Below are 20,454 nucleotides of genomic sequence, written 5' to 3' on the forward strand. Positions count from 1 at the left end.
GTGCGGCCGGCCGGAGGGAGCCCGATGTGCGAGCCGCTCCTCGCGGGCGGCCGACCTGCCGGCTGTGGGACCGAGGGGTGGGGCGCCGAGGGTGCCCCACCTTTGCCGTGCCCGCTGTCAGGTGCCCGCTGGGCTGTAGTGGTCCAGGAACATGGCGACCCCGTCACCGATGAGACGGTCCGTCAGGTCCTCGTCGATGTGCGTGCCATAGGAACTGAAGACCATGTGGGGGAAGACCAGCAGGCCGTAGAACTGGATGATCGCCACCGGGAGGTCGGGGATCTCCAGCCGACCCTGCTCGGCCAGGCCCTGCAGCGCACCCGCGACAGCGGGGTGGTGGCTCTCCGCGCCGCGATGCCGCCAGGCCTCACCCAGTTCGGGGAAGCGGTGGACCTCCGCGGCGACGAGCTGGCGCAAGGCGGTGACCTCGTCGTTCGTACGCACGGCATGGACCCAGGTCCGGGCCGCGTCGACGAGCGCGGTCCGCAGGTCCTCGGCCTGTGTCAGGCCTTCCAGCGCGGCCGCCGATTCCCCGGCGAGCGGCTCGTCGAGCGCGTCCGTGATGACCTCTGTGAACAGGGCTTCCTTGCTGCCGAAGTGGTTGTAGACGGTCACTTTCGACACGCCCGCCTCGGCCGCGATGGTGTCCATCCCCACGCCGAAGCCGTCCCGCAGGAACAACGAGCGAGCGGCCCGGACGATGGCCTGCCGCTTCATCTCCGCGCGGCGGCCGCTGGGGGGCTGTTTGACGCTGTCCACGCTCATGCGCCGACCCTAGCAGCCAACTGAACTGTACTGTTGAGTTCATATGAACTGAACGGTACGGTTCAGCTGGGGTGGCGACCGGCGCGCCGCTGCCTCCCTTCTCCTGCTGACCGCGGTGCCGGATCCGACCTCCGACACACGCCGGAAGGACCCGTCATGACCCATTCCGCAGCCCGTACTCCGCAGACGGACCGACATGACCACCCCCTGCCCGCCGACCCTCGCCGCTGGGCAGCCCTCGCACTCATCTCTCTCGCGCAGTTCATGCTGGTCCTCGACGTCACCGTCGTGAACGTCGCCCTGCCCGACATGGCTGCCGACCTCGATCTCGGCCGGTCGACGCTGACCTGGGTGGTCACCGCCTACACCCTCTGCTTCGGCGGGCTGATGCTGCTCGGCGGCCGGCTCGCCGACGCCCTCGGTGCCCGCCGCACCCTGCTCGCCGGACTCGCCCTGTTCACCGCGGCCTCGCTGCTGACCGGTCTGGCCCAGAACGCCACGACGCTGCTCGGCGGCCGGATCGGCCAGGGCGTCGGAGCGGCCCTGCTGTCCCCGGCCGCGCTCTCCCTCGTCACCACGACCTTCCACGGCACGGAACGCAACAAGGCCCTCGGCGTCTGGGCGGCCATCGGCGGCATCGGCTCGGCGGCCGGGGTGCTTCTCGGCGGAGCCCTGACCGACGGGCCCGGCTGGCCATGGGTGTTCTTCGTCAATGTGCCGGTCGGGCTGCTCCTGCTGGTCGTACTCCCCGCCTTCGTCCCGGCCCGCACCCCGCAGCCCGCACGGCTCGACGTGCCCGGCGCACTGCTCGTGACGGCGGGCACCGCCGCACTGATCTACGGCCTTGTGGAAGCGGGGGACAGCGGCTGGGCGGACGCCTCGACCGTGCTGCCGCTGGCCGGAGCGGTGGTCGCGTACACGGCCTTCGCGGTGGTCGAACGGACCGGCCGGGCACCGCTGATGGACCTGAGGATGTTCACCCGGCGGCCGGTGCTCGCGGGCGCGTTCCTGATGCTCGTCGCCACCGCGCTGCTGATCGCGTACTTCTTCCTCGGGTCCGTCTATCTCCAGCACATCCGCGGCTTCAGCCCGTTGGAGACAGGTCTGGTGTTCCTGCCCGTCGCCGTGGCCACCGGCATCGGCGCCCACCTCGGGTCCCGGCTCGTCGGCCGGATCGGCAGCCGCCCTACGGCCGCTGCCGGCATGGCCGTCGCAGCCGCCGGAACGATCCCGCTGACTCGGCTGTCGGAGACCGGCAGCGTCCACGCCGGGCTGCTGCCGGGCTTCGCCGTCGCCGCTCTCGGCCTCGGTGCGGTCTTCGTCACCGCCACGACGACCGCACTGGCCATGGTGGAGAACCAGGAGGCGGGGCTCGCCTCCGGCGTCGTCAACACCTTCCACGAGGTGGGTGGTTCGGTCGGTGTCGCCGTCGTCTCCACCGTCGCCGCCTCCGGCTTCGAGCGTGGCGCTGCGGGCGGTTTCGGCGACGCGTTCACGGTGTGCGCCGTGGCGGCCGGCGCCGGCGCCGTAGTGGCCCTGGGCCTTGTACCGCGCGGCAGGCCTCGGCCGACCGGGCCGCACGTGCACTGATCAGGGGCTGCCGCTCACCCGTGGCAAGCAGTCGCCAAGGGTCCGCCGTGAGCCCGGAGGCTTCCGGTGCCGTGATCGGCACCGGAAGCCGCACCCTGCACAGGCGACGAGAATCGGGCGGGCCGTCAGCCCACGGTCCACTTCTGGTTGGCCGCGCCGGAACACGACCAGATCTGCAGCCGGGCCCCGTTGGCGGAGTTGTTGTCCTTGACGTCCAGACACTTGTCGGCCTGCGGGTTCACGATGTCGTGCGCCCCGGTGACGGTCCACTTCTGGTTGGGGCCGCCGGTGCAGTCCCACAGCTGGACGGTCGTCCCGTCCGCGGTGCCGTTGCCGGTGACGTCCAGGCACTTGCCCAGTGCGCGCAGGGTGCCGTCCGAGGAGACCGTCCACTTCTGGGCGGCGGTGCCGTTGCAGTCGTAGAGCTGGACGGCGGTGCCGTTGGCGGAGTTCGCCCCGGCGACGTCCACGCACTTGCCCGCGAGGCCCCTGATGGGAGCGCCGGTGCCGCCGCCCGGACTGTCACCGGTGGTCACCTTCACCTCGTCCACGACGAGTTGCTGCGGGAAGGCGGTGGAGCCGTCCGGATCGCCGGGCCAGTAGCCGCCGACGGCCAGATTGAGGATCAGGAAGAACGGCTTGTTGAACACCCAGGTCCGGCCGCCCAGGTCGGCGGGGGTCCGGCGCTGGTAGACCGTGCCGTCGACCGACCAGGTGATCGAGTCGGGTGCCCAGTCGACGGCGAACGTGTGGAAGGCGTCCGCGAAGGCCTGGCCGTTCGGCAGGGAGTAGCCCGCGCCGATGCCGCCGGAGCCGGAGTAGCCGGGGCCGTGGATGGTGCCGTGCACGGTCGACGGTTCGAAGCCGACGTTCTCCATGACGTCGATCTCGCCGGAGGCGGGCCAGCCCACCTGTCCGATGTCGTTGCCGAGCATCCAGAACGCGGGCCACATGCCCTGCCCGCGCGGGATCTTCATCCGGGCCTCGACATGGCCGTACGTCGTGGTGAACTTCCCGGAGGTGTTGAGGCGTGCCGAGGTGTACTGGCAAGTGCCGTACCAGCACTGGTAGTTGCTCGGATTCTCCTTGCGGGCGGTGATCACCAGATGGCCCTGGCCGTCCAGTGCCGCGTTCTTGTTCCCGGACGTGTAGTACTGCCGCTCGTGGTTGTTGACGTTGTCGCCGGTCTCTATCTGCCACTTGGACGAGTCGACGGCCGAACCGGCGGGGCCGTCGAAGGTGTCCTGGAACGTCACCGCCGCCGCGGCTGCCGCCGGGGCGGCGGCGGGGTCCGCCGCCGCGGAGGTGCCGACGGCGGCGGACGCGACGAGCACGCCCGACAGGGCGGCGAGGAGACATCTGCGGAGCAGGCGCGGGGAGTCCATGACTCTCCCTTCCGTACGGCGACCCGTGTGACGGGTGGGCCGACTGGGGTGGGGGGTGCATGCTTCGCCTCTTGATTTAAGAAGTGAGGTAAGGACGTGTCAAGACTCTGGTCCGGACCAATAGTCGGGGGGTCGGATTCTCAGGCGCGACGGCGCTTGGGGTGCACCGCCCGTCCGAGCCGCCGCCCGAGCAGCAGGTAACCCACCAGCGCGCCCGAGGTGTTGAGGATGACGTCGTCGATGTCGAAGGCGCGTCCCGTGACGAACGCTCCCTGGGCCAGTTCGACCAGGAGCATGACGAGTGCGGTGAGCACCAGTACGCGCAGGAATCCCCGCGTCTTCGGCGCCAGCGTCGGCATCAGGATGCCGAACGGCACTCCGAGCAGCAGGTTTCCGCCGACCTGCTTCACGGCGTCGCGGAACTCCGGCTGGGAGAGGTAGGCGTGCAGCGAGCGGCCCGGATGGAGATTGCTGTGGACCAGCGCCTCCGAGGCCGGGGAGGGCTCCAGGGTCAGCCGGGCGAGCACGGCGGCAAAGGCCACCATGGCCGCGAACGCCAGCAGCATGACCAGCAGGCGCACGGGCAGCGGCAGCACCTTCGCGTCCCGCGCCGCCGCCGGTGTCCGGCCGCCTGAGGCCGAACTCGGTTTCTTGGACGCGGACTTGCGCCCCCACATCCAGGAATCGACCTTCTCCCCGGACCGGGCGGACCTCGATGACCGGCCGGACGTGGCGTCGCCGGTCCTGGCCGCCTTCCCGCGCCCGGTCCTGGCCGCCGCCTTTCCCTCCTTTCCCCCGCCGGACTTCGCCGCCTTCCCTCCGCCGGACTTCGCCGACGCCTTCCCGTCCGATTTCGCCGTCGTCTTCCCGCGCGCGGAGCCGGACGCCGACGCCGTCGCTCGCCTGCCGGACCTGACGGCACCGGTCAGAAATGCCGTACGGACCATGCGATCCTCCCGTTTTCAACTGCCCTCTGGGTAATCGCGGTTACCCGCGATCCCGGCAACGATGCCGGGCCGCGGGGGGGAGCGTCGTGCGGACGGTCGGGCCCTGAGGGCGCGCCGGTGCGCCGGCCCGTACGCGACCGGTTTCCTTCCGTGTTCCCGGGGCACTTCGGGCGTCGGCCCTTCGCGCGCCATCGCCGCCCGGACGGGCGGCGATGCTTGGATGGCGCAGCGGACATGTCCACCCAAAAACGGGCGATCGAGGGAGTGCGGAGGTGACCTGTGACGCCGTGTACGGCGCTGCGTGGCGTGCTCGAAGTCGTGGCCTGGTGGACCGTGCTCTTCCTGCTGTGGCTGGTCCTCATCGGCGCGGTGGACACCCTCGAACTGGTCGTGGGAGCCGCCGCGGCCCTCGTCTGCGCGGTCGCGGCCCGGGGCGCGCGCCGGGCGGTGGGCGGCCGGTGAACGGCTGGACGGCCACGGCGACGGCCGTGCTCGCCCTGGGCGGCGGAGCCGCGGTGTGGGGCGTCGCGACGGGCCCGCTCGGCCGCCGGGTCGTGGCACAGAACCTGTCCACGTCGCTGGCCTGCCCCGTCCTTCTCCTCCTCGCCCAGGGGTACGGCAGGCCGTCGTACGTGGATCTCGCCCTGGTCCTCGCCCTCCTCGGCCCCGTCGGCACCCTCGTGTTCGCCCGGCTGCTCGCCGAGGACCTGGAAGCGGATCCGCCCGGCGCCCGGGCGGCGACGTACGCGGTCGCGGCCTTCGGGGCCGCCGTCGTGATCGTCCTGTGCGCGGTCGCCGGGCCCGGCAGGGCGATGCTGAAGCTCCTGGTGACCGGCGCCCTGCTGGTCGGCGGGAACCTCGTCGCCTCCCGAGCCCTGGCCGGCGGATTCCCCGGGAGCCGTCATGGATGACCCGCTGATCGTGGTGGCGCTGCTGCTCGTCGCCGCCTGCGCCACCGCGGCCGTCGCCGTGCGCGATCCCGAGCGCCAGGCCCTCGTCCTCGCGGTGCTCGGTACGGCCCTGGCCGTCCTGTTCACCGTGCTCCAGGCCCCCGACGTGGCCCTCTCGCAACTGGCCGTGGGCTCCGCGCTGACACCGCTGCTGCTGATGCTGTCGGTGCGCAAGGTCCGACGGCGCGAGCGCGGCAAGGGGAGGACGCGGTGACGCGACGCGTGCGGCGGTGGGTCCTGGCCGTCGGCGGCGCGGGTCTGGCGGCGCTCCTCGTCGCCGCCTGCCCGGCGCTGCCGCCCTTCGGCGGTGCCACGCACCCGTACGGCGATCGGGTGGTCCGCGAGTCGCTCGCCCGGCAGACCGCCAACACCATCGCGTCCGTCAACTTCGATCAGCGTGCCTTCGACACCCTCGGCGAACTGGGCATCCTGTTCGCCTGCGTGATCGGCACGGTCGTCCTGCTGCGCCAGACCCGCGACGAGCGGCGCGCCGCACCGGAACCCGCCGCGGTGGCCCTCCCGGTGCGCCGGTACGCGCTGATCGTGCTGCCCGTCGCGCTGCTCACCGGCCTGTACGTCGTCGCGCACGGACAACTCAGTCCCGGCGGCGGCTTCCAGGGCGGGGTGGTGGCCGCGACCGCGCTGCATCTGCTGTACCTCGGAGCCGACTACCGCGCCCTGGAGAACCTCCGCCCGATCGGTCTCTACGAGGTGGGCGACTCGCTCGCCGCCTCCGCCTACCTCGTCACGGGCCTCGCGGGGCTGCTCGGCGGGACGGCGTTCCTCGCCAACACCCTCCTGCCGCACGGCACGTTCAACACCCTGGCGTCCGGCGGGACCGTCCCCCTCCTGAACGCGGCCATCGGCATGGAGGTCGCCTGCGCGGTCGTCGTGCTGCTCGCCCGCTTCCTGGACCAGGCCGTGGAGATCGAGAAGGAGAGCGGTTCGTGATGTCCGTACTGCCGTACCTCGTCGCCGTGTGGATCTTCCTGATCGGCTGCTACGGGATCGCCACCAGCCGGAACCTCATCCACGCCGTGGGCTGCCTCGCGGTCTGCCAGTCCGCCACGTACGTCCTGCTGCTCGCCGTCGGCTATCGCGACGGCGGCACCGCGCCCGTCTTCTCCGACATCGAACCGGGGTCGCGCCCCGTCGTCGACCCCGTCGTGCAGGCCCTCGCCCTCACCGACGTCGTCGTCGGTGCGACCGTCACCGCGCTGCTGCTGGCCCTCGTCATCCAGGTCTCCAAACGCCACGGCACCGTCGACCCCGACGAGCTCTCGGAGCTGCGCGGCTGATGAACCACCTGCTTCCCCTGCTCGTCGCGGCACCGCTGCTCGGAGCCGCACTGCTGGTCGCGGGCGGCCGCCGGCTGCCGCGCCCCGTCGCCGAACCGGTGGGCTGTCTCGTCTCCGCGGGCACGGCGGCCCTCGCGATCGTCCTGCTGCTCAACTCCTCGCCCCCGCTGGTCGAATGGGTGGGCGGCTGGGCGCCGAAGGACGGCGAGAGCGTCGGCATCGTCCTCGTCGGGGACGGACCGGGGCTGGGCATGGCCGCGCTCGCCTCCCTGCTGACCCTCGCGGCGCTGGTGTACTCGTGGCGCTACTTCGACGAACCGCCGCGCCGCCACGCGGGCTCCTTCCCCGCGCTGATGCTGCTGTTCCAGACCGGCATGTGCGGCTTCGCCGTCGCGGGCGACCTCTTCGACGCGTTCGTCTTCTTCGAGCTGATGAGCGTCGTGGCCTACGCGCTCACCGGACATCGCGTCGAGGAGGCGAAGGCCGTGCAGGGCGCGCTGACCTTCGGGGTCGTCAACTCCCTGGGCGCGTACGCCATGCTGCTCGGCATCGCCCTGCTCTACGCGCGCACGGGCGAGCTCGCCATGGTGAAGATCGGCCGGGGGCTCGACGCGCACGGAGGGCCGGACGCCCTCACCCTGGCCGCCTTCGTGCTCGTGCTGACCGGCCTGCTGGTCAAGGCCGCGGCCGTGCCCTTCCACTTCTGGCTGCCGGACGCGCACGCCGTGGCCCCCACGCCCGTGTGCATGCTGCTGTCCGGGGTGCTGGTGGAAATGGGCGCGTACGGCGTGTGGCGGGTGTACGGCACGGTGTTCGACGGACCCGGCGGGATCCCGGCGGCCGACGTGGAACGCGCACTGGTCGTCCTCGGCGTGCTCACGGGGGTGGTCGGCGCCGTCATGTGCTGGTACCAGCGGCACATCAAACGACTGCTGGCCTACTCGACCGTCGCCCACATGGGGCTCTTCGTGATCGGCATCGGTTCGCTCACCCCCGAGGCCGACGACGGGACCGCGCTGTACATCCTGGGGCACGCCGGCGTGAAGGCCGCCCTCTTCGCCTGCACGGGCATCCTGCTCGACCGGTACGGCAGCGTCGACGAGCACGCGCTGTACGGCCGCGCCCGGTCGTTGCGCGGGGTCGCCGTGCTGTTCGCCCTCGGCGCGCTCGGCCTCGCCGGACTGCCGCCCTTCGGCACCGGGCTGGGCAAGGCGGTCACGGAAGAGGCGGTCGGCGGCCCGCTGACCGTGGTGTTCGTCGTCGTGTCGGCGGTGACCGCGGGCGCCGTGCTGCGGGTCGCCGCGCGCGTGTTCCTCGGGGCCGGTCCCGAACCCCGCGACGTGTCCGCGTACGAGACCACCGGCATCCGTGAGGAGCCGGAGACCCGGCACCGGCTGAGCCGGGTACCGGACACGATGACCGTGGTTCCCGCTCTGCTGCTGGCCGGTTCCCTCGCCGTCGGCGCGGTGCCGGGCGTCGCGCGCCTGGTGGGGCACGCCGTGAGCGAGGCGGGATCCGGCGGGGCGGTCACCTCGCCCCACTGGACACCCGCCGGTGCGCTCCTCGGACTGCTCTCGACCGTGCTGGCGCTGGGCCTGGCCGCGCTCGCCGTGTCCCGTCCGGAGCCGTTCGGCGAGCAGCCGTGGACCGAGCCGCTGCGGCGCCTCCAGTCGGGCCACATCGGTGACTACGTGGCCTGGACGCTGGCGGGCGCGACCCTCATCGGCGCACTGGCACTGCCCGGCATCCTCTCCTAGAGGATGCCCTCCGGACCAGGCCGGACCAGGCCGTGGCGTCCGCCTGCCGTCGGCAGGACCGGTTCACGCGCCGTAGGTGACCGTCACCTCCTCGAAGCCCAGGGAGCGCAGCAGGCCCTGGAGCATGCCGGTGGTGTTCTCCTCGGCGCGCGCGGTCAGGCGGCTGTCCTTCGCCGCCTCACCGATGTGCTTGGCCGCGAGCCGCTGGACCGCCCGCTCGTCGTTCGGGTTGTCCGAGAAGACGTCACCGAGCCGGTCGAGGAGGCCACGCTGCTTGGAGACGGCGTACGAGTGGTCGGGGTCGAGCGCGGGCCTGCCCAGCGCGGCGTGCGGAAGCCGGAGCGTGGCCGACGTGCGGTCCTTGTCGACCGTCACGTCCTTCTCGCCGAGCTTGCCGAGGTCGACGTACGCGTCGACCGTGCCGGCGCCCACGTACAGCGTGCGGGTGCCGCGGATCGCGTCGGGCAGATACTTGGCGTCCTTCTCCAGGTCCACGACCACCTGGAAGTTGCCCGACGCGGCGTCGTAACGGCTGATGTCCTGGATCGACTTGAGCAGCGCGGGACCCGACCGGTCGTGGGTCTCGGTGCCGAACACGTCGTGCAGCCCCGGCAGAAGGGCCAGCCGCACCCCGGCGAACAGCACCACGAGCACCAGCACGAAGGCGCTGACCACCTTCGCCCAACCGGGCATGCGTTTGATGGACGTCGTCATGTCGACGGTCCTCCTTTCGACGACCCGGGTACCCCCCAACTGCCTTGACAGGCCCGCGTGTCGGGCCGGGAACCGGCGTCGCCGCGGTTCGCCGTACGCCGCGGACGCACGGTGTCCGCCTCCACCTACGGCACCGGCCGGAGCCCCCGCTCCGCACGATGCATCGGTCAGCGCGCGACCCGGACGGGACGGTCGCCGGACACACGCGACCACCAGACCCCTTCGCCGTGCGTCAGCCCCGGGAGCCGCACCTCGACGTCCCGCACCTTGCCGGCGGGCAGCTCACCCGTGACCAGCCACGAGGTGCGGCCGCCGGTCGTGGCCCCGAACTCCGCACCGCACGCCGCCAGCTGGGCCGTCACCGCGGCCAGGGCGTCGAGCGGGATCTCCACCTCGAAGGCGTGGTACGGCTCGTAGACGCGGGTCCCCGCCCGTTCCAGGGCCCGGTGCAGCACGACCGGGGTCAGCCCCCGGAAGTCGGCCGCCGTGCTGATCGGCGCCGCGAACCCGGAGCGGACGAGCGTGACCCGGTAGTCCGTCACCGGCCGGCCGCGGGGGCCGCTCAGCAGCGTGGCGTGCACCGTGTCCTCGATCGCCTGGTGGAACGCCCGGGGCAGCGCGCCGAGTTCCGTCTCGTACGTGAAGACTCCGCCGGAGCCGCGCGGTCCCGGTTCGACCCGCAGCCCGATCGTCGCCCAGAACCCGACGTGCCCGTGTCGCTGGATCTCCTCGCACGCCGCACCGGTGCCCACCGGGCGCTCCAGCAGCCGTACCCGGCTCGGCTCGAAGTCGGCCTCGATGCCGAAGTCCTGTGCGAGCGTGGCCGCGAGGACCTCCTTCTGGACCTCCCCGTACAGCAGCAGCGCGGTACTGCCCGACGCGGCGGGCCTGGCGTGCAGCAGCGGGTCCTGGTCGGCGAGGGCCAGCAGCGCGGCGCGCAGTGCGGCGGCCTGCTCGGGACGCCTGGCCCGGACCAGCGTCTCCAGGGTCGGGGCGGCGAACTGCGGCGCCCGGTCACCGGACGGGCCGAGCCGGTCGCCGACGCGGAGCGCGCCCGCACCACGGAGCACGGCGATGTTCCCCGGGGTGAGGCGGTCGGCCTCCGGCCGTCCGACCACCTGCATGCCGAGCGCCCGGCCGGGCACCTGCGCGGTCCGGCCGTCCGGCTCCCGCCGCCGGAACACGAGCCGCTGACGCTGCGTCACCTCGCCCTCGTACAGGCGCAGCCAGGCCGTGCGGTCGCCGCCCGGCCCCGGCCGTACGGCGAACACCGTGCCGCGCGGCTCACCGGAGGAGGGCGGCACCACGGTCGGGCCGGGGACCAGCCGGATCAGTTGCGCGACCAGATCCGCCACGCCCTGCCCGCCGATCGCCGAACCGAAGAGGACCGGATGGACCGAGCCGTCGACGGTCCGCGCGGCGAGGGCGGCCGCCAGCTCGTCCGGGGTCGGCGGCGGACCGTCGACCAGTGCCGCCAGCACACCGGGATCCACCTCGGCGAGCGTGCCGGCCGCGACGTCGTCGAGCGGCCGGGGCAGGACCCGGGCGTCCGGTGTGCCGAGGGCGCTGACACGGCTGAGCGGGACCACGTACGGCGTGAGGAGCCGCCGTACGTCGTCGAGGAGCGTGCCTTCGCGCGCCCCCGCCCGGTCGATCTTGTTGACGAAGACCAGGGTGGGCAGGCCGAGCCGCCGCAGCGTCCTCATCAGGACGCGCGTCTGCGCCTGCACGCCCTCGACGGCGGAGAGCAGCAGCACCGCCCCGTCCAGGACCTCCAGGGCGCGCTCGACCTCGGCGATGAAGTCGGAGTGTCCGGGGGTGTCGATCAGATTGATCTGGACGTCCCCGGCGCGGAAGGCGGCGACGGCCGAGCGGATCGTGATTCCGCGCTGCCGCTCGATCGCCCCGTCGTCCGTACGGGTGTCACCGGCGTCGACGCTGCCGAGCCGGTCGATGGAGCCGCCGTCGAACAGCAGCCGCTCCGTGAGGCTGGTCTTACCCGCGTCGACGTGGGCCAGAATTCCGATGTTCAGGGTGTGCATGTGTGGTCGAGTCCTCGGGAACAGTCGTCCGGTGGGGGCGCTGAGGTGTTCCGAGGAATCGGCGCATGTCGTTCTCCTGGGGGCCGGGCGGCTCTGACGCCGTCATCATGGCGCGGTCCGGGCGGTCGTCCGCAACCGAATTTGGCCCCGGTCGAGTGACCGGGAGGTCCCCAGTAGCATGAAACACGCACCCCGGGCCGATCTTGCCGCACGGCGCCACGGCCCGGTTCGATCATGCGAGGAGCGGTCGTGCGTGACATCGCCGTGTTCAGCGGTAGTGCCCATCCCGAGCTGGCCGCGGAGGTCTGCGCCCATCTCGGTGTCCCCCTCAGCCCGACCCGCGTCAGCCGGTTCGCCAACGACTGCCTGGAGGTCCAGCTCCAGGCGAACTGTCGTGAGCGTGACGTCTTCCTCGTGCAGCCGCTGGTCTCGCCGGTGCAGGAGCACCTGGTCGAGCTGCTGATGATGTGCGACGCGGCGCGGGGCGCGTCGGCGGGCCGGATCACCGTGGTCATGCCCCACTACTCGTATGCCCGCTCGGACAAGAAGGACATGCCCCGGATCTCCATGGGCGGCCGGCTCGTGGCGGACCTGCTGGTGGCGGCCGGGGCGAGCCGGGTCCTCGCGATGACGCTGCACTCTCCGCAGGTGCACGGCTTCTTCTCGGTCCCGGTGGACCATCTGCACGCCCTGCGCGAGCTGGCGGCGCACTTCCGCGGCCACGACCTGTCGCGTACGACCGTGGTGTCGCCGGACCTGGGCAACGCCAAGGAGGCCGCGGCGTTCGCGCGGCTGCTCGGGGCGCAGGTGGCCGCCGGCGCCAAGCAGCGGTTCGCCGACGACCGCGTGCGCATCAGTTCCGTCATCGGAGAGATCGCCGGACGCGATGTGATCGTGCTGGACGACGAGATCGCCAAGGGCAGCACCGTCCTCGAACTCCTGGACAGGCTGCGGGAACTGGGCCCCCGGTCGATCCGGGTCGCCTGCACCCACGGGCTGTTCGCGGCCGGCGCGCTCAAGCGGCTCAGCGAGCAGAGCGACGTCCTGGAGATCGTGTGCACGAACACCGTGCCGGTCCCGGTCGAGGAACACACTGAGAAGCTCCGCGTCCTGTCGATCGCGCCGGCGCTCGCCGAGGCGGTGCGGCGCATTCACAACGGTGAGTCCGTCAGCGCCCTGTTCGACGCGCCCCAGAGCGAATAGACAGGAGGGAGCGGAACTTCCCGCCCGTCCGCAGGGCCGGGGAAGCGGCCTGGTGCCCGGCCGGGAAGCCGCGAGCAACGCTCGGCGTCACCCAGGTGATCAGGAGGGCTCGCAGTGGCGAAGGCGAAATTCGAGCGGACCAAGCCGCACGTCAACATCGGCACCATCGGTCACATCGACCACGGCAAGACGACGCTCACCGCGGCCATCACCAAGGTGCTGCACGACCGGTTCCCCGACCTGAACCCGTTCACGCCGTTCGACCAGATCGACAAGGCCCCCGAGGAACGCCAGCGCGGCATCACGATCTCCATCGCCCACGTCGAGTACCAGACGGAACACCGGCACTACGCGCACGTCGACTGTCCGGGCCACGCGGACTACATCAAGAACATGATCACGGGCGCCGCGCAGATGGACGGCGCGGTCCTGGTCGTCGCGGCCACCGACGGGCCGATGCCGCAGACCAAGGAGCACGTGCTGCTGGCACGGCAGGTCGGTGTTCCGTACATCGTCGTCGCGCTCAACAAGACGGACATGGTGGACGACGAGGAGATCCTGGAGCTCGTCGAGCTGGAGGTGCGCGAGCTCCTCACCGAGTACGAATTCCCGGGCGACGACGTGCCCGTGGTCCAGGTCTCCGCGCTCAAGGCCCTTGAGGGCGACCCGAAGTGGAGTGTCTCCATCCTCGAACTCCTTGCCGCCGTGGACGAGTTCGTGCCCGAGCCGGTGCGCGATGTGGACCGGCCGTTCCTGATGCCGATCGAGGACGTCTTCACCATCACGGGCCGCGGCACGGTCGTCACCGGCCGCATCGAGCGCGGCGTGCTGAAGGTGCACAGCGAGGTCGAGATCATCGGTATCCACGAGCAGAAGACGAAGACCACGGTGACCGGCGTCGAGATGTTCCGCAAGCTCCTCGACGAGGGGCGTGCGGGGGAGAACGTGGGACTGCTGCTGCGCGGTGTGAAGCGGGAGGACGTGGAGCGCGGGCAGGTCGTCATCAAGCCCGGATCGGTCACGCCGCACACGGAGTTCGAGGCGCGGGCCTACGTCCTCTCGAAGGACGAGGGCGGCCGGCACACGCCCTTCTTCGACAACTACCGCCCGCAGTTCTACTTCCGCACCACGGACGTCACCGGGGTGGTGACGCTGCCCGAGGGCACCGAGATGGTCATGCCGGGCGACAACACCACCATGCAGGTCCAGTTGATCCAGCCGATCGCCATGGAGGAGGGGCTGAAGTTCGCCATCCGTGAGGGCGGCCGTACGGTCGGCGCGGGGCAGGTCACAAGGATCCGGAAGTAGCCTCCGCGCGGCTGAACGCCTCGTCGAGGGACGGGGAGGGCGGCAGCAGGCGTGCGAGACCGGTCGCCCGCAGGACGCGCAGCGTCAGCGGCTGGGTGCAGACGAGGTGCAGCCGCCCGCCGCGGGTGAGGACGCGCCGCCTGGCGCGGTACAGCAGGCGCAGGCCCGAGCAGTCGAAGAAGTCGGCGGGCCGCAGGTCGATGACGACCTGCGGTGCCGGGCCGCCGGTGACGGCGTCCAGGGCCGGGGTGATCTCCAGCGCGGCGAGGATGTCGATCTCCCCGTGGAACTCCAGGACGACATGTCCGCGGTCCTGGTGGATACGCAGATGCCGGGTCGGGGGTGCGGGGTCGTGCGGCACGAAGACTTCACCTCCAACCGGCAGCCGGCCCGCTGCCGAGGGCAGGGGCCAGTGAGACCGGGAGCCGGGCGACGGCGTCCGGCGCGTGAGGACACGCTGCCGGGCCGCCGGTGGTTGCAGAGCTCTTCCTTGCTCTGCAAGTTACCCCCGATGGAGTGAATTCCAGCATGTTCGATTGACATATGTCTTCGATTTAATCGGCGAGTCGCGCCGCGGACGCGTGGCGCGGGAGGACGGTGCGGTTCCGTCCGCCCCTCGCGCCACGGTTGCCAAGTCGCCCTGAAGGCACGGACGTTGGTGCCGGAGGAGCAGGTCGCGGGCGCGGCGCGCTACCGCGACCTGCTCGCCCGGCCTGGGTCAGGCGACGACGAGCACCAGCTTCCCCGTCGTCCGCCCGGTGTCACCGAGCGCGTGCGCCTCGGCGGCGTCCGCCAGCGGGAAGGTCTCGGCGACCGAGGCGCGCAGCCTGCCCGCCTCCACCAGCTCGGCGACCGCCTTCATCCCGGCGTGGTCGGCGTCGACGAGCATCTCGGTCGCGCGCACCCCGGCCTTCTCGGCCTGGGCCGGGAGCTCCTTCGAGCCACGCGGCAGGATCGTCACGAGGATTCCGCCCTCGCGCAGCGTGCGCAGCGAACGCTGCACGTAGTCGCCGCCGATGGTGTCCAGTACGACGTCGACGTCCCGGACCGCCTCGGCGAAGTCGGTGTCCCGGTAGTCGATCAGCTCGTCCGCGCCCAGGCCTCGCACGAAGTCGTGCTTGCCCGCGCTCGCCGTGCCGATCACGTACGCGCCGCGCGCCTTGGCGACCTGCACGGCCACGTGCCCCACGCCGCCGGCCGCGGCGTGGATCAGCACCCGCTGTCCGGGCCGCACGTCCGCCGTCTCCACGAGTGCCTGCCACGCGGTCAGGGACACCAGCGGGAGCGCCCCCGCCTGGACGTGGTCGATGCCGGCCGGCTTGTGCGCGAAGGTGCGGGCCGGCGCGGTCACGTACTCGGCGTGCGAGCCGTGGCCCCACGGGTAGGACAGCATGCCGAAGACCTCGTCCCCCGGCTTGAAGAGGGCGACGCCGACGCCGGTCGCCTCGACGACGCCGGAGACGTCCCAGCCGAGGACGAAGGGCGGCTCGCCGAGGAAGCCGCCCGTGGCGCGGTGCTTCCAGTCGGTCGGGTTGACGCCGGCGGCGTGCACCCGCACCAGTACCTCGTTGGCGCGGGGTTCGGGGCGCTCCACCCGTACTTCCTTGAGGACCTCGGGACCGCCGAGAACCTCCTGGCTGATGGCTCGCATCGTGTTCACAGTGCTCATGGTGTCCCAGCGTGCCGGGGTCGGCGCGGCAGGAAAATGGCACGATTGCCAATCATCGATAGAATCGTGCCATGGCAGTGGAGCGACACCGTGGCGAGCGGGACCTCGCCGGGCATCAGGACGACCGTGCCGGACGCGCCGAGGACGCCGGACACCGGCGACGGCGGGCCGGCGGCCGTACGGAGCGGGTGGTCGTCCTCGCGCTCGACGGCGTGTACCCCTTCGAGCTGGGCATCCCCAGCCGGATCTTCGGCGCCGCGGACGGCCGGTACGAGGTGATGACCTGCACCGTCGACGGACAGCCGGTCCGCACCAACGCCGATTTCTCGGTCACCGTCGACCACGGACCCGAGGTGCTGCGCACGGCCGGCACGGTGGTGATCCCCGCCATCGGCCCGGCGTTCGTCACCGCGTCGCTCTCCGGCGAGGTGTCCGCCGCGCTCGCGCTCATCGGCCCGGACACCCGCATCGTGTCGATCTGCACGGGCGCCTTCGTGCTGGCCGCGGCCGGCCTGCTCGAAGGGCGGCGGGCGACCACCCACTGGCAGCTGGTCGACCGGTTCCGCGAGATGTTCCCGCACGTCCCGCTGGACCCGGACGTGCTCTTCGTCGACGACGGCACCGTCCTCACCTCGGCGGGCGCCGCTTCCGGCATCGACGCCTGCCTGCACGTCCTGCGCGAGGACCACGGCAGCGAGCTGGCCAACAAGGTCGCCCGGTGCTGCGTGGTGCCGCCTCTGCGGGAGGGCGGCCAGGCCCAGTACATCGAGCAGCCCGTGCCGGACCCGGCCGCGACGAGCACCGCCGCCACCCGCGCGTGGGCCCTGACCCGCCTCGGCGACGCGCTGACCCTCACCGAACTCGCCGAGCACGCCCGGATGAGCCGGCGCACCTTCGCCCGCCGCTTCAACGACGAGGTGGGCATGAGCCCGGGCCGCTGGCTCATCCAGCAGCGCGTGGCCCGCGCCCGCCGGCTGCTGGAGTCCAGCGACCTCTCGGTGGACCGGATCGCCGGCGAGGTCGGCTTCGCGACGGCCGCCTCGCTGCGCCAGCACCTGCACGTGGCCATCGGTGTCTCGCCCCAGGCGTACCGGCGCACCTTCCAGGCGACCCGATAGGTCGCCCCTCGAACGAACCGCGCCGTCGCGGCGTCGAAGGAGGGAGACGGCAGCCGGAGGGCAAGGGGTGGGCATGCGCAAGGGACTCGCGGCGACGATGGTTCTGCTCGGTGCGGCCGCGGTGGGCTGCGGGGACGGGAACGGCGGCGGCCTCGTGGTCACCGGGACGCCGCCCGCGACGCCGTACACCGGTCCGCTGACCGTGCCCGTGAAGGAGGCGGCCGGCGAGGACGACGGCGAGGACAGCCCCCGTGCGGTGCAGGCGCGGTCGGGTGCGGCCGGGCGTGCCCTGGAGTGCGACGCGGAGATCTACTCGGGTGGCGGCAGCGACCCGTGGAGCAAGGGTGACGGTGGCTCGACGCCGGAGGAGGGCCTGCGGGCCTTCTTCGACATGGAGCAGCCCGAACTGCCCGAGTCCGGCTACCGGATGGAGCGCAAGGAGAAGGGACGTGTGCTGTTCTCGTACGACGTCGACGGCCGCACCAAGGTCGCCGTCGTCGTCGCGCTGGACCGCCCGCACCGCCCCGGCTGGGGCCCGGAGACCAGCGCGTCCTGCGACCCGGCCGAACTCCCCGCGAGCTTCACCGACTCGACCTGGTACGAGATCTGGACCGACCGCGACGGCCGGCGCGTGCCGGTCACGAAGGTGCACAGCTCCGTCGGAGCCGCGCACTGCGACTGGGAGAGCGCGCGCTTCCTCGCGATCGGCCGGGGCGAGGACGGCAGGCTCTACGCGCGCGATCCCGAAGGGTCCTGGACGGGATGCTCACCTCCGCGTACGACCCGGACGGCACCCTGCCGGCCGCGGCACGCGACACCGGCTACCGGTTCCACGACTGGCAGTTGTGGCTGACCGCCGGCGGGTCGAAGGCGTACGTCCGCACACCCGACGGGGTCGAGGTGTGGCCCGCGGTGAAGGAGGGCGTCGGCTGCAAGTGAGCCGTCAGCGGCTGCGGTGCAGGGCGACCAGCAACTGCCAGACCTGGTGGGCGATCTCGTCGGCGGTGCCCTCCAGCAGCCCGTGCAGCCAGTCCGCGAGCACCCCCGCGAAGGTGGCCGCGACGGCGGACGCGACGAGCGGGGCGTCCGGGGCGCCCACGAGGGTGCGTTCGGCCAGACTGCGGGCCCGCAGGTCGCGGTGCAGCACGCTGCCGAGCGGGCCGCCGCCGCCCGGACTCAGCAGCGCACGGTAGAGAGTGGCGTGCGGGGCGAGGCCGGCGAAGAAAGCGAGCAGGGCGGGCGGCGCCGACACCGGATCGGGCCGCCCGCGCCAGGCGTGCAAGGCCTCCACGGCGTCCCGTACGACATCGGCGCAGGCGTCGACGGCGAGCGCCTCCAGGTCCGCGTAGTGCACGTAGAACGTCGCCCGGCCGACTCCGGCCCGGCGCACCAGCGCCGCGACGCCGACCTCCGTCAGCGGCCGCTCGGCGCACTCCTCCAGCAGCGCCCGGCGCAGTCTGGCGCGGGTCCGGGCGGCCCGCGGGTCCCCGGACGTCACCGGGCGATCAGGACCGCGGCCAGGGCGAGCGCGCCGGGCAGGGCCTGTGCGAAGAGGATCCGGCGGTTCGCGGTGACCGCTCCGTACACGCCCGCGACCACGACGCACACCAGGAAGAAGACCTGGACGCGGAAGCCGGTCGGATCGTCCGCGACGAGCCCCCACACCAGCCCCGCCGCCAGGAATCCGTTGTAGAGCCCCTGGTTGGCGGCCAGCGGTGCGGTGGCCCGGGCCATCCCGGGGTCGAACCCGTGCAGGCCCCGTCCCGGCGCGCGCTCCCACAGGAACATCTCCAGGACCAGGATGTACGCGTGCAGCGCGGCCGCCAGCCCCACCAGCACGTTCGCGACCGTCTCCATCGTCAGCGGGCTCCGTCGTCTCGTATTTCTTGGACAGCTGTCCACTATAGCTGGACAACCGTCCAGGAAGTATGCCGGGGACGTCACACGGCACCTCCGGTTGTGGCGTCCGCTGCCGGGGTAGCGATGCACGGGATTTCCGTTACCTGAGGGGGAGTTGATGTGTCGGGCAGCCTCGCGCCGGCCGGCTGGAGCGGGAGTGAGCGGAGGATGTGGGCCGCCTTCCGGCGAGGGGAGTGGTTCACGCACCGGGGTGAGGTGCGGGCCCGCGTCGTGCGGAGACTCCTGCTGGCGCCACCGCAGGCCGAGGCGGGACACGTGCCGCGGCTCCGGCTCAGGAACGTGTCGATCTCCGGCCGGCTCGATCTGGCCGAGGCCGTCCTCGCGGGGACCCTGCGACTGCACGGCTGCCGCTTCGAGCAGGCTCCCTGCCTCGACGGCGCCACCCTCGGGGCGCTGGAGATGCGCGACTGCGAGCTGCCCGGACTGTCGGCCGTGGGCGTCACGATCGGCTGGAAGTGCGAGATCGCCGGGTGCGAGGTGCGCGGGCCCATCGACCTCTACGGCGCCTCGATCGGCGGCACCCTGCGCCTGGAGGGCAGCCGGCTGACGGGTCACGGGGAGCGGCGGGGCGAGGGCGCCCTGCAACTGCTGTGCGCCACCGTCGGAGGCGACGTCCAGGCGGGCACGGGGCTGCGCGTCGACGGCTGCACCGACCTCAGGGACACCTCCGTCCGCGGCAGCGTCGTCCTCAAACGCGCCGAACTGCGCAACCCGGCCGGCGCGGCCCTGAGGGCCAACAGGCTGCACATAGGAGGGGACTTCAACTGCCGGGGCGGCCTCGTCGCCGAGGGCACCGTCGATCTGTGCGACGCCCGCGTGGGCGGCGGCGCGCTCTTCCAGGAGGCCCAGCTCGACTCCTCGCACGGACCCGCGCTGCGGGCCCACGGCATAGACGTCGGCGCAGAGTTCAACCTGTGCGACGGGTTCACGGCGCGCGGCAGGGTCTCCATGAGCAGCATCACCGTACGCAGCCGTCTGTCCTTCAAGGACGCCCTCATCGAGGCGCCCGCCGGTCAGGCCGCCCTGATCAGCCGCCGCTCCACCGCCTCCGAGCTCGACCTGCGCTTCCGCGAGCCGGTGAAGGGCACCGTCGACCTCAGCCACACCCGGGTCACCGTGCTGAAGGGCACCCCGCCGCGCTGGCCCGTGGCCCTGCGCATGGAGGGGGTGGTCTACGACAGCCTGCTGCCCCAACTCCCGGCCGCACAGCGGCTTCCGCTGCTCACGCGCGACCCCGAGGGGTTCACCCCGCAGCCCTACGAGCAACTGGCCGCCTCCTACCGGCTGCACGGTCACGACGGCGACGCCCGCACCGTGCTCCTCGCCAAACAGCGGCGCCAGCACACCACACTGCCGTGGCCGGGCCGGGTGTGGGGCGGCCTCCAGGACATCACCCTCGGCTACGGCTACCGGCCCATGCGGGCGGTGTGGTGGCTGTGCGCGATCATGCTCAGCGGCAGCCTGCTGTTCACCCGATGGCCCCCGCAGGCGGTCGACCCGGGCAAGCCGCCCCACTTCCAGGCCGCGATCTACACCCTCGACCTCGTGCTGCCGCTCGTCGACTTCGGCCAGGAGCAGGGGTTCAGTCCGCGCGGCGGACTCCAGTGGGCGGCCGTGGTCCTCGTGTGCCTGGGCTGGCTGCTCGCGACGACGGCCGCGGCGGCCGCCAACCGGACCCTGCGCAGGGCGTGACGGCCCGCGTGCCTGAGCGGGACCCGGTCGCCGTGACCACCGGGCGCCTCACGCATCGGTACCTTGCGCGCGGGGGCGCTGCTTCTGGGCGCCGGC

General features: G+C 72.3%; 21 protein-coding genes and 1 pseudogene. 13 read left to right on the forward strand and 9 right to left on the reverse strand.

Annotated elements, in window-relative coordinates:
- Positions 1 to 117 precede the first annotated feature (117 nt).
- Positions 118 to 765 carry a TetR/AcrR family transcriptional regulator gene (locus ACSYGO_RS39255; protein WP_432175860.1) on the reverse strand — a complete coding sequence of 216 codons (648 nt, stop codon included), beginning with the start codon at positions 763 to 765 and terminating at the stop codon, positions 118 to 120.
- Between the two features lie 156 nt (positions 766 to 921).
- Between ACSYGO_RS39255 and ACSYGO_RS39260 the strand changes: the two genes are divergently transcribed.
- Positions 922 to 2,355: an MFS transporter gene (locus ACSYGO_RS39260; RefSeq protein ID WP_460389535.1), complete on the forward strand. Its 1,434-nt coding sequence runs from the start codon at positions 922 to 924 to the stop codon at positions 2,353 to 2,355.
- 125 nt (positions 2,356 to 2,480) lie between these two features.
- Here the strand turns inward: ACSYGO_RS39260 and ACSYGO_RS39265 are convergent, their stop codons facing one another.
- Both ACSYGO_RS39265 and ACSYGO_RS39270 read right to left on the reverse strand, forming a co-directional pair.
- On the reverse strand, positions 2,481 to 3,740 hold the full coding sequence (locus ACSYGO_RS39265) for a lectin (protein WP_435226754.1): 1,260 nt from the start codon (positions 3,738 to 3,740) through the stop codon (positions 2,481 to 2,483).
- Between the two features lie 140 nt (positions 3,741 to 3,880).
- Complete coding sequence (locus ACSYGO_RS39270) at positions 3,881 to 4,417, reverse strand: VanZ family protein (protein ID WP_460389536.1); 537 nt, start codon at positions 4,415 to 4,417, stop codon at positions 3,881 to 3,883.
- On the opposite strand from ACSYGO_RS39270, the gene ACSYGO_RS39275 reads away from it, so the two are divergent.
- The 7 genes from ACSYGO_RS39275 to ACSYGO_RS39305 all read left to right on the forward strand — a co-directional run bounded on the left by ACSYGO_RS39275 (position 4,305) and on the right by ACSYGO_RS39305 (position 8,692).
- Positions 4,305 to 4,721 carry a hypothetical protein gene (locus tag ACSYGO_RS39275; RefSeq protein ID WP_460389830.1) on the forward strand — a complete coding sequence of 139 codons (417 nt, stop codon included), beginning with the start codon at positions 4,305 to 4,307 and terminating at the stop codon, positions 4,719 to 4,721. The genes ACSYGO_RS39270 and ACSYGO_RS39275 overlap by 113 nt on opposite strands.
- A gap of 245 nt (positions 4,722 to 4,966) precedes the next feature.
- Positions 4,967 to 5,149, forward strand: coding sequence for a hypothetical protein (locus tag ACSYGO_RS39280; protein WP_426676666.1), 183 nt, complete (start codon positions 4,967 to 4,969; stop codon positions 5,147 to 5,149).
- On the forward strand, positions 5,146 to 5,598 hold the full coding sequence (locus ACSYGO_RS39285) for a monovalent cation/H+ antiporter complex subunit F (protein ID WP_460389537.1): 453 nt from the start codon (positions 5,146 to 5,148) through the stop codon (positions 5,596 to 5,598). Before ACSYGO_RS39280 ends, ACSYGO_RS39285 begins: the two co-directional genes overlap by 4 nt.
- Positions 5,591 to 5,851, forward strand: coding sequence for a Na(+)/H(+) antiporter subunit B (locus ACSYGO_RS39290; protein WP_432175864.1), 261 nt, complete (start codon positions 5,591 to 5,593; stop codon positions 5,849 to 5,851). The genes ACSYGO_RS39285 and ACSYGO_RS39290 overlap by 8 nt, the downstream gene beginning before the upstream one ends.
- Complete coding sequence (locus tag ACSYGO_RS39295; protein ID WP_426676663.1) at positions 5,848 to 6,588, forward strand: MnhB domain-containing protein; 741 nt, start codon at positions 5,848 to 5,850, stop codon at positions 6,586 to 6,588. Before ACSYGO_RS39290 ends, ACSYGO_RS39295 begins: the two co-directional genes overlap by 4 nt.
- Positions 6,588 to 6,935 (forward strand): sodium:proton antiporter, encoded by a 348-nt coding sequence (locus ACSYGO_RS39300; protein WP_426676662.1) that lies wholly within the window; start codon positions 6,588 to 6,590, stop codon positions 6,933 to 6,935. The genes ACSYGO_RS39295 and ACSYGO_RS39300 overlap by 1 nt, the downstream gene beginning before the upstream one ends.
- Positions 6,935 to 8,692: a complex I subunit 5 family protein gene (locus ACSYGO_RS39305; RefSeq protein WP_460389538.1), complete on the forward strand. Its 1,758-nt coding sequence runs from the start codon at positions 6,935 to 6,937 to the stop codon at positions 8,690 to 8,692. Before ACSYGO_RS39300 ends, ACSYGO_RS39305 begins: the two co-directional genes overlap by 1 nt.
- 63 nt (positions 8,693 to 8,755) lie before the next feature.
- On the opposite strand, the gene ACSYGO_RS39310 is transcribed toward ACSYGO_RS39305, so the two are convergent.
- Both ACSYGO_RS39310 and otr(A) read right to left on the reverse strand, forming a co-directional pair.
- Positions 8,756 to 9,406, reverse strand: coding sequence for a DUF4230 domain-containing protein (locus ACSYGO_RS39310; RefSeq protein ID WP_426676660.1), 651 nt, complete (start codon positions 9,404 to 9,406; stop codon positions 8,756 to 8,758).
- Between the two features lie 167 nt (positions 9,407 to 9,573).
- A complete protein-coding gene (otr(A), locus tag ACSYGO_RS39315) occupies positions 9,574 to 11,448 on the reverse strand; it encodes a tetracycline resistance ribosomal protection protein Otr(A) (RefSeq protein WP_460389539.1) in 1,875 nt (624 codons plus the stop codon).
- Positions 11,449 to 11,697: 249 nt separating this feature from the next.
- On the opposite strand from otr(A), the gene ACSYGO_RS39320 reads away from it, so the two are divergent.
- Both ACSYGO_RS39320 and tuf read left to right on the forward strand, forming a co-directional pair.
- Positions 11,698 to 12,651 (forward strand): ribose-phosphate diphosphokinase, encoded by a 954-nt coding sequence (locus tag ACSYGO_RS39320; RefSeq protein WP_028798646.1) that lies wholly within the window; start codon positions 11,698 to 11,700, stop codon positions 12,649 to 12,651.
- A gap of 114 nt (positions 12,652 to 12,765) precedes the next feature.
- Complete coding sequence (tuf, locus tag ACSYGO_RS39325; protein ID WP_460389540.1) at positions 12,766 to 13,959, forward strand: elongation factor Tu; 1,194 nt, start codon at positions 12,766 to 12,768, stop codon at positions 13,957 to 13,959.
- Here the strand turns inward: tuf and ACSYGO_RS39330 are convergent.
- On the reverse strand, positions 13,940 to 14,320 hold the full coding sequence (locus ACSYGO_RS39330; protein ID WP_426676657.1) for an anti-sigma factor antagonist: 381 nt from the start codon (positions 14,318 to 14,320) through the stop codon (positions 13,940 to 13,942). The genes tuf and ACSYGO_RS39330 overlap by 20 nt on opposite strands.
- Before the next feature lie 357 nt (positions 14,321 to 14,677).
- Positions 14,678 to 15,628 carry an NADP-dependent oxidoreductase gene (locus ACSYGO_RS39335; protein ID WP_426676656.1) on the reverse strand — a complete coding sequence of 317 codons (951 nt, stop codon included), beginning with the start codon at positions 15,626 to 15,628 and terminating at the stop codon, positions 14,678 to 14,680.
- 71 nt (positions 15,629 to 15,699) lie between these two features.
- Between ACSYGO_RS39335 and ACSYGO_RS39340 the strand changes: the two genes are divergently transcribed.
- Positions 15,700 to 16,746, forward strand: coding sequence for a GlxA family transcriptional regulator (locus ACSYGO_RS39340; protein ID WP_426676655.1), 1,047 nt, complete (start codon positions 15,700 to 15,702; stop codon positions 16,744 to 16,746).
- Positions 16,747 to 16,819: 73 nt separating this feature from the next.
- Positions 16,820 to 17,685: pseudogene (locus tag ACSYGO_RS39345) on the forward strand (hypothetical protein).
- Positions 17,686 to 17,689: 4 nt separating this feature from the next.
- Here the strand turns inward: ACSYGO_RS39345 and ACSYGO_RS39350 are convergent.
- Both ACSYGO_RS39350 and ACSYGO_RS39355 read right to left on the reverse strand, forming a co-directional pair.
- Positions 17,690 to 18,244 carry a TetR/AcrR family transcriptional regulator gene (locus ACSYGO_RS39350; protein WP_426676653.1) on the reverse strand — a complete coding sequence of 185 codons (555 nt, stop codon included), beginning with the start codon at positions 18,242 to 18,244 and terminating at the stop codon, positions 17,690 to 17,692.
- On the reverse strand, positions 18,241 to 18,603 hold the full coding sequence (locus ACSYGO_RS39355) for a DUF1304 domain-containing protein (protein ID WP_426676652.1): 363 nt from the start codon (positions 18,601 to 18,603) through the stop codon (positions 18,241 to 18,243). Before ACSYGO_RS39355 ends, ACSYGO_RS39350 begins: the two co-directional genes overlap by 4 nt.
- Positions 18,604 to 18,876: 273 nt before the next feature.
- Here ACSYGO_RS39355 and ACSYGO_RS39360 point away from each other — a divergent pair, with 273 nt between their 5' ends.
- On the forward strand, positions 18,877 to 20,358 hold the full coding sequence (locus ACSYGO_RS39360) for an oxidoreductase (RefSeq protein ID WP_426676651.1): 1,482 nt from the start codon (positions 18,877 to 18,879) through the stop codon (positions 20,356 to 20,358).
- The last annotated feature ends 96 nt before the right edge of the window (positions 20,359 to 20,454 follow it).

The organism is Streptomyces krungchingensis, from assembly GCF_054729265.1.